This window comes from Pseudomonas sp. MWU12-3103b (genome assembly GCF_023100615.1).
Lineage (GTDB): Bacteria > Pseudomonadota > Gammaproteobacteria > Pseudomonadales > Pseudomonadaceae > Aquipseudomonas > Aquipseudomonas putida_A.
On the sequence record NZ_JALMEY010000003.1, the window covers coordinates 373396 to 386808 of the forward strand.

General features: G+C 59.7%; 17 protein-coding genes. 7 read left to right on the forward strand and 10 right to left on the reverse strand.

Features of this window, described 5'->3' with window-relative positions; genetic code table 11:
* Positions 1-79 precede the first annotated feature (79 nt).
* Genes M0808_RS07800 through M0808_RS07810 form a run of 3 tightly spaced genes read right to left on the reverse strand, consistent with a single transcriptional unit; the run spans position 80 to position 1118 of the window.
* Positions 80-418, reverse strand: a complete 339-nt coding sequence (locus tag M0808_RS07800; RefSeq protein ID WP_027613426.1) for a hypothetical protein — start codon at positions 416-418, stop codon at positions 80-82.
* The gene (locus M0808_RS07805; RefSeq protein ID WP_003226735.1) at positions 415-801 is read right to left on the reverse strand and encodes a phage holin family protein; all 387 of its coding nucleotides are present in this window, start codon (positions 799-801) and stop codon (positions 415-417) included. Before M0808_RS07805 ends, M0808_RS07800 begins: the two co-directional genes overlap by 4 nt.
* 2 nt (positions 802-803) lie before the next feature.
* Positions 804-1118 carry a DUF883 family protein gene (locus M0808_RS07810; RefSeq protein ID WP_003226733.1) on the reverse strand — a complete coding sequence of 105 codons (315 nt, stop codon included), beginning with the start codon at positions 1116-1118 and terminating at the stop codon, positions 804-806.
* Between the two features lie 305 nt (positions 1119-1423).
* On the opposite strand from M0808_RS07810, the gene M0808_RS07815 reads away from it, so the two are divergent.
* Positions 1424-2632: an ammonium transporter gene (locus M0808_RS07815; RefSeq protein WP_027613424.1), complete on the forward strand. Its 1209-nt coding sequence runs from the start codon at positions 1424-1426 to the stop codon at positions 2630-2632.
* On the opposite strand, the gene M0808_RS07820 is transcribed toward M0808_RS07815, so the two are convergent.
* Positions 2629-4341, reverse strand: coding sequence for a monovalent cation:proton antiporter-2 (CPA2) family protein (locus M0808_RS07820; RefSeq protein ID WP_247840579.1), 1713 nt, complete (start codon positions 4339-4341; stop codon positions 2629-2631). The genes M0808_RS07815 and M0808_RS07820 overlap by 4 nt on opposite strands.
* A 201-nt stretch (positions 4342-4542) precedes the next feature.
* Here M0808_RS07820 and M0808_RS07825 point away from each other — a divergent pair, with 201 nt between their 5' ends.
* From M0808_RS07825 to M0808_RS07835, 3 genes are all read left to right on the forward strand, one after another.
* Positions 4543-4779, forward strand: coding sequence for a glutaredoxin family protein (locus M0808_RS07825; protein ID WP_247840581.1), 237 nt, complete (start codon positions 4543-4545; stop codon positions 4777-4779).
* A 166-nt stretch (positions 4780-4945) separates the two neighbouring features.
* Entirely contained in the window at positions 4946-5263 is a 318-nt protein-coding gene (locus tag M0808_RS07830) for a transcriptional regulator (RefSeq protein ID WP_003226726.1), read from the forward strand.
* Between the two features lie 81 nt (positions 5264-5344).
* Positions 5345-6235 (forward strand): pseudouridine synthase, encoded by an 891-nt coding sequence (locus M0808_RS07835; protein ID WP_135296283.1) that lies wholly within the window; start codon positions 5345-5347, stop codon positions 6233-6235.
* A 77-nt stretch (positions 6236-6312) separates the two neighbouring features.
* Here the strand turns inward: M0808_RS07835 and M0808_RS07840 are convergent, their stop codons facing one another.
* Together M0808_RS07840 and mobA are read right to left on the reverse strand one after the other, a co-directional pair.
* A complete protein-coding gene (locus tag M0808_RS07840) occupies positions 6313-6534 on the reverse strand; it encodes a YgdI/YgdR family lipoprotein (protein ID WP_003226722.1) in 222 nt (73 codons plus the stop codon).
* Between the two features lie 78 nt (positions 6535-6612).
* Entirely contained in the window at positions 6613-7215 is a 603-nt protein-coding gene (mobA, locus tag M0808_RS07845) for a molybdenum cofactor guanylyltransferase MobA (protein WP_247840583.1), read from the reverse strand.
* 82 nt (positions 7216-7297) lie between these two features.
* Here mobA and moaB point away from each other — a divergent pair, with 82 nt between their 5' ends.
* Together moaB and glp are read left to right on the forward strand one after the other, a co-directional pair.
* A complete protein-coding gene (gene moaB / locus M0808_RS07850; protein ID WP_003226719.1) occupies positions 7298-7837 on the forward strand; it encodes a molybdenum cofactor biosynthesis protein B in 540 nt (179 codons plus the stop codon).
* Between the two features lie 22 nt (positions 7838-7859).
* Positions 7860-9047 (forward strand): gephyrin-like molybdotransferase Glp, encoded by a 1188-nt coding sequence (gene glp / locus M0808_RS07855; protein WP_247840644.1) that lies wholly within the window; start codon positions 7860-7862, stop codon positions 9045-9047.
* Between the two features lie 57 nt (positions 9048-9104).
* Here the strand turns inward: glp and M0808_RS07860 are convergent, their stop codons facing one another.
* Complete coding sequence (locus M0808_RS07860; RefSeq protein ID WP_171061883.1) at positions 9105-9413, reverse strand: hypothetical protein; 309 nt, start codon at positions 9411-9413, stop codon at positions 9105-9107.
* A 318-nt stretch (positions 9414-9731) separates the two neighbouring features.
* On the opposite strand from M0808_RS07860, the gene yegS reads away from it, so the two are divergent.
* Positions 9732-10649 carry a lipid kinase YegS gene (yegS, locus tag M0808_RS07865; RefSeq protein ID WP_096794975.1) on the forward strand — a complete coding sequence of 306 codons (918 nt, stop codon included), beginning with the start codon at positions 9732-9734 and terminating at the stop codon, positions 10647-10649.
* Here the strand turns inward: yegS and M0808_RS07870 are convergent.
* The 3 genes from M0808_RS07870 to M0808_RS07880 form a co-directional block, all read right to left on the reverse strand.
* On the reverse strand, positions 10633-11292 hold the full coding sequence (locus M0808_RS07870; protein WP_007969079.1) for a response regulator transcription factor: 660 nt from the start codon (positions 11290-11292) through the stop codon (positions 10633-10635). The genes yegS and M0808_RS07870 overlap by 17 nt on opposite strands.
* Positions 11289-12182, reverse strand: coding sequence for a sensor histidine kinase (locus M0808_RS07875; protein ID WP_027613415.1), 894 nt, complete (start codon positions 12180-12182; stop codon positions 11289-11291). Before M0808_RS07875 ends, M0808_RS07870 begins: the two co-directional genes overlap by 4 nt.
* A gap of 491 nt (positions 12183-12673) precedes the next feature.
* Positions 12674-13144: a hypothetical protein gene (locus M0808_RS07880; protein ID WP_247840585.1), complete on the reverse strand. Its 471-nt coding sequence runs from the start codon at positions 13142-13144 to the stop codon at positions 12674-12676.
* Between the last annotated feature and the right edge of the window lie 269 nt (positions 13145-13413).

Genomic DNA, 13413 nt, shown 5'->3' on the forward strand with positions numbered 1-13413 from the left:
GGTAGGCGCGCGGGATTGAACCTCCGGGTAAAGAGGTTCATCCCGCGGATATTGCAAGAATGTAGCCAGATGCGTCGGCTTAGCGTTTGCCCGAACTCTGCATGACCAGTTTGATCAGTGGCCCGAGGCTGGTGCCCAGCCGTATCAGCCGGGTCAGCCCGCCAACACCGCCGCTTTTTGCGCCTTTGCCGGTGATGAAGCCTAGCAGGGTGACGGCGGCCACGCCCCAAAGCGGCGCGTGCTTGATGCCGAAGCCGCCTTGCAGGTTTTGCGTCATGCCGCGCATGCGCTGCAAGGGCTGCAGCACTTGCCCGGCTTCGTGGCGGATTTCCTGACGATGCATTTCCATGCGCAGGCGGATCAGCGCCTTGCGCATTTCCCGGCGCGAGCTGTTGTGTGGCAGTTCAGGCAGGCTCATGGCAGCAGGCGCTCCCGATCATTGGCCAATTCTTCCAGGGTGCCGTGGAAGGGCGAGGATTCATCGAAGACCGCGGCCTTCAGACGCAATCCACAGAACCCCGCCGCCAGGACGTAGAACACGCACAGGCCGATGATCCCGGCCAGGCGATAAGTGTCCCAGAGCAGGATCAATACCAAGGCAGACAGGCCGATCAGCAACAGCAACGCAAACACCAGCGCCAGCCCTGCGAACAGCAACAGGCTGACGGTGCGTGCTTTCTGCTCCTGCAATTCAATGCCGAACAGTTCGACATGGCTGTGCAGCAGGCCGAGAACAGCGGCGCCCAGGCGCCGCGTGGAGGAGGTGGTGCCCGACCCCAGGCCGGATTCGCCGATCGACATGATCAGCGCCGAGTGGCCAGCAGGCCAATCAGGAAGCCCACCCCGGCGGCGATGCCCACCGACTGCCAAGGATTGGCGGACACGTAGTCTTCGGTGGCGGTGACCGCCGCCTGACCGCGATCGCGCAGGGTGTCTTCGGTCAGCTTCAGGGTTTCCCGGGCGCGCAACAGGCTGTCGTGGATCTGATCACGCAGCTCATCGGCCTGATCGCCCGCGAGGGACGCGGTGTGTTCGAGCAGCCGCTCGGTGTCGGCGACCAGAGTCTGGAAGTCGTTCATCAGGATTTCTTGAGCAGTCTTTGCCTTGATGCTGGCCATGGGTGGATCTCCGTAAGTGACGTCTGAAGCGTTCGAGTATGAGCCTTGCGCGAAGGTTCAGTACAAATGACTGGTACAGCTTTTGCTATGTCGTGGTGCGCTCTGCTGCCGCCGTGCGCTGTTGGCGGGCGTACATGCAGCAAAACCTTAACTCAAATAATCCTGGTTCGTGTCAGGACATCGACCTTGTGCGCCAAACCGGTTCATCGCAGCTTCATTGCGCAGACCGACCGGTCGCAACTTGGTGCATGAATTGTCCGCGCGAACCGCTTTGGTGCCTTTTTAGCCTTCAGGTCTGCCTCTTTATGGAAAATCTGCAAAGCGCTGTGGACACGCTGGTTCACAGCTCCAACACGTTGTTCATTCTGATCGGTGCGGTGATGGTGCTGGCGATGCACGCCGGTTTCGCCTTCCTTGAAGTCGGCACGGTGCGCCAGAAAAACCAGGTCAACGCACTGTCGAAGATCCTCAGCGACTTTGCCGTTTCGACCCTGGCCTATTTCTTTATAGGCTATTGGATCTCCTATGGGGTCACCTTCATGCAACCGGCGGCGGTGCTGAGTGCCGATCACGGATATGGGCTGGTGAAGTTTTTCTTCCTGCTGACGTTTGCAGCGGCAATTCCGGCGATCATCTCCGGCGGGATTGCCGAGCGTGCGCGCTTCGTTCCGCAGTTGTGTGCAACGGCGCTGATCGTGGCGTTCATCTACCCGTTTTTCGAGGGCATGGTCTGGAACGGCAACTTCGGTCTGCAGGCCTGGCTGACGGCGCGCTTTGGCGCGGCGTTCCATGATTTCGCCGGATCGGTGGTGGTGCACGCCATGGGCGGCTGGCTGGCACTGGCGGCGGTTTTGCTGCTCGGCCCGCGTAACGGCCGTTATCGCGAAGGGCGGCTGGTGGCGTTCGCGCCGTCGAGCATTCCGTTTCTGGCGCTGGGCTCGTGGATTCTGATTGTCGGCTGGTTCGGCTTCAACGTGATGAGCGCGCAGACCTTGCAGGGCGTCAGCGGTCTGGTGGCGGTCAACTCGCTGATGGCCATGGTCGGCGGCACGGTGGCGGCGTTGATTGTCGGGCGCAATGACCCGGGCTTTCTGCACAACGGCCCGTTGGCCGGACTGGTAGCGATCTGCGCCGGTTCCGACCTGATGCATCCGGTGGGTGCCTTGGTCACCGGCGCGATTGCCGGTGCACTGTTTGTCTGGTGCTTTACCGCCGCGCAAGTCAAATGGCGTATCGACGATGTACTCGGCGTCTGGCCGTTGCACGGTTTGTGCGGGGTGTGGGGCGGGATCGCTTGCGGCATCTTCGGCCAGACTGCGCTGGGTGGCCTCGGTGGCGTCAGCCTGATCAGTCAGTTGATCGGCACTGCGCTCGGTGTGGTGGTCGCATTGCTCGGCGGATTCGCCGTTTACGGCGTGATCAAGGCCTTGCACGGCCTGCGCCTGAGTCAGGAACAAGAGTATTACGGCGCCGACCTGTCGCTGCACAAGATCGGCGCGGTCAGTCAGGACTAAGTTTCCTTGTCGTCGGTGCCGGGGTAAAAGCCATGCAACAGGCGATAGCGATTGATGCGCACCTGGTCGACTTTCTCCTGTACCTGATGAGCTGGCAGACCGAGCATGATCAAGGCGTGGGAGGCGAGCATCAGGCTCGACTCCAATAGCTCCGGCACCACTTCGGTGGCGCCGGCAGCCTTCAGCTCCGCCCATTGGCTGTCGTCGCGGGTGCGCACCAGAATCGGTATCCGCGCATTGAGCCGGCGCGCTTCCTTGAGAATCCGCAGGCTGACATCGCTCTGATCCACGGCGATCACCAGCAGTTTCGCGCGCAACAATCCGATGGCCGTCAGCAAGTCACCGCGCGATGAATCGCCATAATGCACATCACTTTCCTCGGACGCGGCTTCCTGCACGCGCACCGGATCGTTGTCCAACGCGATGTAAGGTTGATTGGCATTGCGCATGAAGCGGCCGATGGACTGGCCAACGCGCCCGTAGCCGCAAATCACCACATGTTGATCCAGACCGGCATTGAGGGCGCTGATTTCCTCGATTTGCGCCTCCTGATTCGGCTTGCGATGCAGGCGCAGGGCAATTTTCGGTGCCCCGCGCAACAATAGCGGGGTCAGCAACATCGAGCAGAACGTCGCCGCCAGCAGCAGGCCGCCCAGCTCGTCAGGCAGCATGCGGTTTTGCTGCATCTGCGCCATCAACGCAAAGCAGAATTCCCCGCCCTGCGCCAACGCCAGGCCGCTGCGCCAGGCGGTTTCGTGATCGCTGCCGCGCCACTTCACCAAAAGCGCGACGACCGTGCCTTTGATCAGCATCAGGCCGAGGGTCAGGCCAATAATCAACAGGCTGTGACTGACGAACAGTTGCAGGTCGATCAGCATGCCGATGCTGACGAAAAACACCCCGAGCAGGATGTCGCGAAACGGCCGGATGTCGGCCTCGATCTGATGGCGATAGTGGCTCTCGCCCAGCAGCATGCCGGCCAGAAATGCGCCGAGGGCAGGGGACAGGCCCAGCAGGTGCGTCAGCCAGGCGGTCAGCAGCACAATCACCAGCGCAAGTAGGACGAACAATTCCGCCGAGCGCGAGGCCGCCACTTCGTGGAACAGCCGTGGCAGCAACCAGCGGCTGGCCAGCAGCAGACCGAAAAACAGCACCACGGTCTTTACCAGCGTCAGCGGCAAGGCCCAGTACCAGGCCTGTTCGCTGCTGCCGGCAAACACTGGCACCAAGGTCAGCAATAACACCGCCACCACGTCCTGAAACAGCAGGACCCCGACCGCGTTTTGCCCGTGACTGCTGAACACCTCGCCCAGGCTGCTCAACTCCTTGGTGACAATCGCCGTCGACGACAACGATAGCCCTGCGCCAAGCAGCAGGGCCGGGGTCACCGGCATGCCCAGCAGGATCAGCACCAATCCCAGTAACGCAGTACTGAGCAACACCTGCTGACTGCCCAGGCGAAACACCACCTGGCGCAGCGCGATCATTTTCGACAGGGAAAACTCCAGGCCCAGCGAAAACAGCAGAAACACCACGCCCAACTCGGCCACGTCCGGCAGGTGCTCGCTCTCGTTGACCCAGTTGAACGCGGTCGGCCCCACCATCAGGCCAACGCACAGATAGCCCAGCACCGGCGGCAAGCGCAGGCGGCGAAACAGGGCAATCATCACCAGGGATGAGGCGAGGATGATCAGTAGGTTGGCAAACACAAGGCACTCCGATGTCAGGCTCAGGCTTCTCAAGCGTAGAGGCAAAAAGCCCGGGAGCATGGCCTGATTGGCTTTTCTCTGGACTGATTTGCGTCAGGGTTTTGCGTACTGGTTGCCGTGCTCGGGCCTTTGGGCGGCAGCGGCTCGACGGGTTTTCGAGGCAGGCCTAGAATGAATGCTCATTTTCCCGGTTGAGCGATCATGCCTCCTGAATGTCAGTTGTTCGGCACCTTGGGATGCCATTTGTGTGAGTTGGCAGAAGCCGAGTTGATGCCTTTCGTCGAGCACGGTCTGCTGGTCGAACTGGTGGATATTGCCGACGATGAATCCTGGTTCGAGGCTTACGGCCTGCGGATTCCGGTGCTGCGCCGTGTTGATAATGGTGCGGAGCTGAGCTGGCCGTTCAATGCCGATCAGGTCGTGGCATTCCTGCGCTGAGCCTTTTCTTCGGTGACGCGACATGGCTTTCCGCCGGTCGTGACCGCGCATCCTTCCCTTGGCACTTTGCGGATTATTCGGTTACTGTATGTGCATACAGTAATTGGATGGGCCTGCTGCTTTTGATGACTTGAGCAGGTGAATCCGGCAGTCAGAGGGACGAACCGTGGTCAATGTCGAACAGTTGAAGAACAGCGTGAACCGGATGTCGGTTGACGTGGTGCGCGAGGCGGTCCTCGAGTTGCGCCTGGACGGGCTGGTCACGGAGGGCAAGACGCCTTTCAACAAACTGCATTTCAACACCTGTTTTGCCGAGATCGAGGCGCTGTTCCAGCGTGCCGGTTATCACAAGCAGCTGGATGTGGTCGGTTATCAGGGCTTGCTGTACGCCTTGTATGACCCGGGGCGCTGGGAGGCGGTCGATGTGCTGCGCTGGCTCAAGGAATTCACCGAAGCCGCCGCGCTCAAGTCGATCCCGGCCTGAAGCGGGCGGTGGAATCGGCGCTAGGTTCGTATCGCTCAGTGTTGGATAATGCCGACCTGCATTGAGGGTTCGAATTTCCGTATGTCCACACCAACGTTTTCCGCTGCGCAGAATCAGGCCAGCACCCTTTACCTTCCTCCGGGCAGTTGGCCTACCGTCCTTGATTGCCTGTGTGAGCATTTCAGTGCGATCAGTCGCGAGCAATGGCTGGACCGGATCGCCCGGGGCCGGGTACTGGATGGGCAGGGACAGCCGATTGCGCTGGATCTGCCGTACAAGGAAGGCCTGCGTATTCACTACTTCCGTGAAGTGCCGGATGAAAAACCGATCCCGGTGGTGGAGTCGATCCTGTATGCGGACGAACATCTGGTGGTGGCGGACAAGCCGCACTTCCTGCCGGTGACGCCGGCCGGCGAGTACGTCGAACAGACGTTGCTGCGTCGTCTGATCCGCCGCCTCGATAATCCGCATCTGGTGCCACTGCACCGCATTGACCGGCACACGGCAGGCTTGGTGATCTTTTCGGCTAACCCACAAACCCGCTCCGCTTATCAGTCGCTGTTCCCTACGCGGCAGATCGATAAACGCTATGAGGCGATTGCCCGTGCGCTGCCGGAGCTGGAATTTCCCCTGGTGCATAAAAGTCGCCTGATCGACGGCGAACCGTTCTTCCGCATGCAGGAAGGCCCAGGTGTCGCCAATACTGAAACGGCGGTGGAAGTCCGGGAAAAGAATGGTGATCTGTGGCGCTACGGCCTGTACCCGGTGACCGGCAAGAAGCATCAGCTAAGGGTGCATATGACCGCGCTAGGGGCGAGTATCTGTAACGATCCGTTCTACCCGGATGTGTTGAAAGACGTTGAGGATGACTATGCCAATCCGTTGAAGCTGTTGGCACAGGGGCTGCGGTTTGTCGACCCGGTGACCGGCGAAGAACGCGAGTTCGAAAGTCAGATCACCCTGCAGTGGTGACGCCATTCACTTTCCCCTCACCCATGAAAAAGCCCGCATTGATGCGGGCTTTTCTGTATCCGGTATCGACGTAAAGCTTACAGCTCTTTAACGGTACGAACCTGATCCTTGTTGATGCGGGTCTCTTTGCCGTCGAGTTGCTTGAACTCGTAGAAGCCCGAATCTTCATCATATTTCGGGGTGTCGACGGCCTGGATTTCGCGACCGTCATTCAAGGTGATCACTGTTGGCGACGAGCAACCAGCGAGGGTAGCCAGGCCCAGTGCGAGCATGAAAGTGGCGAGGGTCCGTTGAGTCATGGGTGTGTCTCCGAATGGGAATACTTTTGGTTACTGAGCTTGAGACGTGTACAAGGCGTGAGAGTTCCTTGAATGCTGTCAGTCTGACACAGTGTTGTGCGTATTTAACAGTTCGGGGGTGTTCAGGTTGGCCAGTCGCGGGTCATTGTCCGGGCATTGCAGGGCAGTCGCGCCGAGATTGCGCATGATCCGGCCGGGGCTGCGTTCGCCGGCGTTCCACGCGGTTTCGAAGGCGGGCAACAGGGCGACGGGAATTACACACAGCAGGGGTTCCCAGTGGTCGTCGTGACGCAACATTAAAGGTTTTTCAGGAAACCGGCCGGCGGTTTCACGCATGTCCTGCAACAGCGCGGCGTCGATTCGCGGCACATCGCAGGGCAAGACCAGCAGGTGTGGTTGGCGGGCTGCCTTGAGTCCGGCGAGGATGCCGGCCAGGGGACCGGGAAAATCGCCTTGCTCATCGCTGACCAATTGATCGGCGTAGGTTGCATAACGCTCGTGATTGCGATTGCAGGAGATGATCAGATCGTCAGTCAGCGGTCGGACCTTGCGCTGCAAATGCGCAATCAGCGGCTCACCCTGCCATTCGACCAGCCCTTTGTCCTGGCCGCCCATGCGCTGGCCGCGTCCGCCTGCCAGGAGCAGAATGGAGCAGGGGGGCAATGGCGTATTCGAGGTCATGGCAGCTCTCCAGCGGGGCGGCGAAAAATTCAGGCGCTGTGATATAACACCGGGCTGTTTCTCCTACAACTGGACGAGCCTAATGAAAGCCAAGGCCGATGTACCTTTTGCGCCGCTGAACATTGCGGTGCTGACTGTCAGCGATACCCGAACCCTGGAAACCGACACCTCAGGCCAGGTCTTCGTCGACCGCCTGACTGCTGCCGGCCACCGCTTGGCCGAACGGGTCTTGCTCAAAGATGACCTGTACAAGATCCGCGCGCAAGTTGCCCACTGGATTGCCGAGGACGTCGTGCAGGTTGTGTTGATTACCGGCGGCACTGGTTTCACCGGGCGTGACAGCACGCCTGAAGCCGTGGCTTGTCTGCTCGACAAGCAGGTTGACGGCTTCGGTGAACTGTTCCGCCAGATCTCGGTGGCCGATATCGGTACTTCGACCGTGCAGTCGCGGGCACTGGCCGGCCTGGCCAATGGCACACTGGTGTGCTGCCTGCCAGGTTCGACCAATGCGGTGCGCACCGGTTGGGACGGCATTCTCGCCGAACAGCTGGATTCGCGGCACCGTCCGTGCAACTTCGTCCCTCACCTGAAACAGGCGGCGCCCTGTGAATCCCGTGGGTAAGCCGGGCAAGACCGGCAGCCTGATGCCTGTCGAGCAAGCGCTGGCCCGCCTGCTGGAGATGGCTGAAGCCTCGCCGATTGTCGAACGCGAGTTTCTGCCCTTGGCCGAAGTCGAGGGGCGGGTGCTCGCCGAGGACCTGGTTTCGACCCTGGACCTGCCACCCTGGCCAAATAGCGCCATGGATGGTTATGCCCTGAATCTGGCCGACTGGAACGGCGCACCGCTGCCGGTCAGTCAGAAAGTCTTTGCCGGGCAGGCGCCTGAGCCGTTGAAGCCCGGTACCTGCGCGCGGATCTTCACCGGTGCGCCAGTGCCTGCCGGGGCCGATTGCGTGGAAATGCAGGAGAATGCCGAGGTTCAGGACGACGGCAGCGTGCGTTTCATCGAAACCATGAGCGTCGGCCAGAACATTCGCCTGCAAGGCCAGGAAACCACCGTGGGTGAGTTGATTCTGGCGGCAGGTACCCGGCTGGGACCGATCGAACAAGGTCTGGCGGCGTCGCTGGGATGTGCCGGGCTGAATGTGGTACGCAAGGTCCGAGTGGCGGTGCTTTCCACCGGCGATGAACTCGTCGAGCCGGGCCGGCCGCTGGGGCCGGGGCAGATCTACAACAGTAATCGGGTGGTGTTGTGCAGTTGGCTGCAGCGCCTGGGTTGTGAAGTGATTGATGCCGGTATTCTTCCGGACGATCTGGCGACCACGCGGGCGCGCCTTGGCGGCTTGCAGGGTGTCGACCTGATTCTCTCGACCGGAGGCGTGTCGGTCGGTGAAGCGGATTTTCTTGGCATCGCATTGCGGGAAGAGGGCGAGCTGGCGCTGTGGAAACTGGCCATCAAACCGGGCAAGCCGCTGACAGTTGGCCATTTTCGCAAGGTGCCGGTCATCGGCCTGCCGGGCAACCCCGCTTCGACGCTGGTGACCTTTGCTCTGCTCACGCGGCCCTACTTGCTGCGGCGTCAGGGCGTACAGGATGTCGAACCTCTGAAGTTTACGGTTCCGGCAGGTTTTGTCTGGCCTGTGGCCGGCAATCGGCGCGAATACCTGCGCGGTCGTCTCGAGCAGGGGCGGGCGATCATCTACCGCAATCAAAGCTCCGGTGTGCTGCGCAGCGCGGCCTGGGCGGATGGTCTGGTAGAGGTGCTGGAAGGCCGCACGCTGGTAGAAGGCGATGAGGTCGGGTTCATTCCCCTGAGCGACCTGCTCGGCTGATCTGCTTCCGGTAATTGCAGGCTCGACCGATACCGCGTCGATGCCTGCATTCCTCTGTCAATGGCTCATCAGTGTGACCAACTGATCGAACCGGCTGTTGGCAACCCATCCCAGCAGTCCCAGGACCACCGCCGTCGCACCCGCCGAATAGGCGAGACGGTGCTTGATGGTCTTTACATCCCCGCGAACTTCGTCCATATCCCGACGAATGTATTTGAGGTGGGTTTCCAGTTCGGTCACGCGCGGTTCCATATCAACTTCTCCAGCGGTTCTGGCGTTCTTTCTGAAATCGGATTTGTGACTGGCGCGACTTTCGTCCAGAGGGGCAACTGGACTATTTGCAATTCTGGCTTCATGGCTTGGCATGGAAATGTCCATCGGCTGTTTCAAGTGTAAGCGCACCGGCCTTCCCGTCATCCAGACTGCCAACAGCTCCGAGGGTGTATCCAATCATTACCTGCACATCCTTGTGTTGTTGAATCGAAAATTGATACCACCTGCACAAGGTGAATCAAGGATCGTGTCCGGTCAATTGAGCCGATTCCTCACATGTTGTAAGAAAAAATACCGTCGCGTAGGACGCAACAGGTCAGTCGCTTGAATTAAATGGTGTTCCCATGGCTTTTTTGCCTGCACCAGTGGTCAAGATGTTTCATACCGATTCAATCTTGGGGAGTGACCGTAATGAGTGAACGCAGGGCGCTGTTGATTCTGCATGGCAAGCAGGCACTCAATGAGGCGGTTCGCGCCGCCGTCGAAGGCAAACGCAAGCAGGGCTGGGAATTGGCCGTAAGGCTGACCTGGGAGGCCGGTGACGCTCAGCGTCTGGTGGAAGAAGCACTGGCGAGTGGCTATCGGAAGATCATCGCCGGAGGCGGAGATGGCACGTTGCGCGATATCGCTGAAGCGCTTGCCGCGCATCCGGACGAGGCCAGTCTGGTGCTGTTGCCGCTAGGAACGGCTAACGATTTTTCCCGCGCGGCGGGGATCCCGCTGGAGCCGGCCGAAGCACTGGAAATGCTCGACGTGCCACCGCGCAAGATTGACCTGGGCGAAGTCGGTGGGCAGATTTTCCTGAACATGGCGACGGGTGGTTTCGGCAGCCAGGTCACGGCCAATACCTCTGAAGATCTGAAAAAAGTGCTCGGCGGGGCCGCCTATTTGTTCACCGGTTTGTCGCGCTTCAGTGAGCTGCACGCGGCTTACGGTGAACTGCAAGGGCCGGACTTTCACTGGAGCGGCGAGCTGCTCGCATTGGGCATCGGCAACGGTCGTCAGGCAGGCGGCGGACACGTCTTGTGCCCGCAGGCACTGGCGGACGATGGTCTATTGGACATCAGTATTCTGCCGGCGCCACAGGAGTTGGTGGGCACGCTGAAGAACCTGCTCAGCGACGGCTTCGGCCTCGACAATATGTTTGTCCGGGCCCGTTTGCCCTGGGTCGAAATCAAGGTCGCCGAGGGGCTGAGCATCAACCTTGACGGCGAGCCGCTGGAGGGCGACAGCCTGCGTTTCGAGGCGCGCCCCGCGGCCTTGCAGGTGCATTTGCCGGAGCATTCGCCGCTGTTGGGCGGCGCGGGTTCGATCAGTCGTCCAGACTGATGATCTGTTCGCGCACCGCGAACAGCACCAGACCCGCCACGTCGTAGATCTGCAGGCGTTTCATGATCTGCGAGCGGTGGGTCTCGACGGTCTTGATGCTCAGGCCCAGGCCATTGGCGATCTCCCGGGTGGATTTGCCGCGTACGATCAACCGCAGGATTTCCAGCTGGCGTGCCGTCAGATTGTGCGAGTCGGCCACTTCCGGCTGGTTTTTCTGCGTGCGGGTCAGCGCCTGGTTGATCACGGTGTGGGCGATGGCCGGGCTCAGGTAGCGCTCGTTATTACGCAAGGCTTCGAGGGCGTGTTCAAGCTCGGTGGCCGTGGTGTCCTTGAGCAGGTAACCGTGCGCGCCGGACTCCAGCGCCTGCATGATCAGCGCCGGATCGGTGTGCATCGAGAGAATCAGCACCTTGCTTTGCGGGCGCACCCGCTTGAGCCGTTGCAAAGCTTCCAGGCCACCGGTTTCCTTCATCGAGATATCCAGCAACACGATGTCGGGCGCCAGTTGCTCGACCATTTCGAGCAACTGCGAGCCGTCGCTGGCTTCGCCAACGACCGCGTAACCGGGAATATCGAGCACCAGAGCGCGCACGCCGGCCCTGATCAGCGAGTGGTCATCCACCAGAAGTAAGTTACAAGTCAACGCATAACCTTATTCGTACTGGCCCGCTCGAGTGCACGGGGCGCCCAGGGGAATAGTGCTTCGATTTGAGTGCCTTTGCCCGGCTCGCTGATGACGTTCAGCGTGCCGCCCAACTGTTCGATCCTTTCGGCCATCCCGGCCATTCCGCGCTGTCCTTCCCGGCCCGGATCCGCGGCAGGCGCAAAGCCTTGGCCGTCGTCGCTGATCAACAGCGTCAGGCCTTTTGGCAAGCGTTGCACGCGGATCAGCAGATTGCTGGCCTGCGCGTGACGCAGAATGTTGGTGACCGCTTCCTGGGCAATGCGAAAGGCAGCGACCGCCATTTCTTCCGGAATGCCATTGAGCCGTTGCTGGCAATCGAGGCTCCAGTGCACCGAGGTGTTCGCCAGGGTCTTGAGCAGGTGCGCGCGCAGACTGGCCTCCAGCCCGAGGCTGGTCAGTTGGCGCGGATTGAGAATGGCGGAAACGTCGCGCACCTTGTTGAGGGTTTCATCAAGGGTGTCGCAGAGTGTCGAGCATTGCGCTTGCAAGTCGGCTGGCAGGCGTTTTTTCAGCCATTCACTTTGCAGCTTGGCCGCTGTCAGTAACTGGCCGATATCGTCGTGCAGTTCACGGCTGAGACGGTGGCGTTCGTTTTCCTGGACTTCCAGCAAACGATCGGCGAGTTCCTGAGGCTGAAACTTGATCGATTTGCGCGACAGTCGATATTGCACCCAGACACAAGCAGTGGCGGCAATATTCAACAGCAGCAGACCCAGTGAGAGCGGAGCAGACAATCCGTAGGTCAGCAGGCTGCCAGCGGCGGCGATGACACTCAATATGAGAGTGAACCGGCGTGCATTTTCCCGGGACGGTGGCCATTTGATGATTGACTTGAGGCTGGCGTACATAACGGATGGAGCCAATGGATGTTCGCTACGGGCAGACCGGCCGGTGGCTGGCGGATCTCTGTCTGAAAATGCTGTCAATTATGTTATTGATTTTAACGAAGTACAGTGAACGATATTCGACCATCAAGTTCGTTGGATGACAGTCGCTGAATCACTGTGCCATTAGTTGAAAGCAACTAACGGTCGGCATAATACCACTTAAGATACCGTTGGTCGCGTTTGCCATATATGTCCAATGAGTCAGGAAATACGTCATGTTGGACGTGAGTTCCATTATGGAAAATGTCGTTTTATTGTGCTTGGTAGAGATCCGTGCGGTTCGAAGTTGATCGTTACACAGACACAGGCAAACCCTGAGGCCGCGGCAGAATATCCGCTGGTGTCAGGTGTGATTATTTAATTCGAATTGTCGCTGGCAGGTATGAACTATTCAATTGCGACATTCAGCGATTCCCGTCTTCAGCCTGGATTTACGCTTTGAATGCGGCGGATCACGCCTGACGCTCGGAATAAGACAACAGCGAAACCGGCTGAGGCCGGAGCGGTGGCTTGAACTGGCTCTGACCGACCTGAAACGCGAACGCTTCGATCAGTGAGGTTTGTTCGCTGCCATCCAGGCTCAATTGGCCGGTATTGTGATCGACCAGTTCAATCTGCCAGGCCATCAGGGTGAAACAGTCCTGCAGCGCATTCAGCGCCTGTGCGTGCAGATCGATATGGTCCGGCGCGTGGTCGAGCAGGCTGTGAATATGCAGGGAAAACTCGGAGATCGCCTCCAGTGCCAAAGCTTCAGCCCGGTTCGCCAGCTTGAGCAGGGTGTTGCGCATGCAGTCGATGGCGTCTTTGTCGTTGCTGATCAATTGCAGGTGGCTCAGGCACTCTTCGGACTTGGCCAGGAGTGTTTCAGCTTCGACGAGGAATTCGGGAAAGCGTTGCGCCCAGTCTTTACGGTCGATTGGCATGCTTATCTCCACAGCGTCATGTCTGATGAGGGAATGCCGTGTGTGTCGACGATCATGAACCGTCGGGAGATCGCGCCCCACCGTGCAAGTGCACTGGCTGAGGTTTTCCAGAGGGTGGGGTTCCACTGACCTGCGATCGCACACAATAGCCTGACTCCGTTCATGCAATGAGAATGGCGTCACATTAATGGCTATTGGATATTGCGAACATCAGGTTGGGCCTGATTGTTCCTAGGGGATTCCCTTACGCGCGGGAACCTGTGGCGCAA

Bases quoted from the DNA above. Each gene is read 5' to 3' on its own strand.
- M0808_RS07810 (WP_003226733.1), bottom strand. From the start codon at position 1,118: ATGGCCAGCATCAAGGCAAAGACTGCTCAAGAAATCCTGATGAACGAC.
- moaB (WP_003226719.1), top strand. From the start codon at position 7,298: ATGAAAGCCAAGGCCGATGTACCTTTTGCGCCGCTGAACATTGCGGTG.
- M0808_RS07875 (WP_027613415.1), bottom strand. From the start codon at position 12,182: ATGTACGCCAGCCTCAAGTCAATCATCAAATGGCCACCGTCCCGGGAA.
- M0808_RS07880 (WP_247840585.1), bottom strand. From the start codon at position 13,144: ATGCCAATCGACCGTAAAGACTGGGCGCAACGCTTTCCCGAATTCCTC.
- glp (WP_247840644.1), top strand. From the start codon at position 7,860: ATGCCTGTCGAGCAAGCGCTGGCCCGCCTGCTGGAGATGGCTGAAGCC.
- yegS (WP_096794975.1), top strand. From the start codon at position 9,732: ATGAGTGAACGCAGGGCGCTGTTGATTCTGCATGGCAAGCAGGCACTC.
- M0808_RS07815 (WP_027613424.1), top strand. From the start codon at position 1,424: ATGGAAAATCTGCAAAGCGCTGTGGACACGCTGGTTCACAGCTCCAAC.
- M0808_RS07835 (WP_135296283.1), top strand. From the start codon at position 5,345: ATGTCCACACCAACGTTTTCCGCTGCGCAGAATCAGGCCAGCACCCTT.
- M0808_RS07825 (WP_247840581.1), top strand. From the start codon at position 4,543: ATGCCTCCTGAATGTCAGTTGTTCGGCACCTTGGGATGCCATTTGTGT.
- mobA (WP_247840583.1), bottom strand. From the start codon at position 7,215: ATGACCTCGAATACGCCATTGCCCCCCTGCTCCATTCTGCTCCTGGCA.
- M0808_RS07860 (WP_171061883.1), bottom strand. From the start codon at position 9,413: ATGCCAAGCCATGAAGCCAGAATTGCAAATAGTCCAGTTGCCCCTCTG.
- M0808_RS07840 (WP_003226722.1), bottom strand. From the start codon at position 6,534: ATGACTCAACGGACCCTCGCCACTTTCATGCTCGCACTGGGCCTGGCT.
- M0808_RS07800 (WP_027613426.1), bottom strand. From the start codon at position 418: ATGAGCCTGCCTGAACTGCCACACAACAGCTCGCGCCGGGAAATGCGC.
- M0808_RS07805 (WP_003226735.1), bottom strand. From the start codon at position 801: ATGTCGATCGGCGAATCCGGCCTGGGGTCGGGCACCACCTCCTCCACG.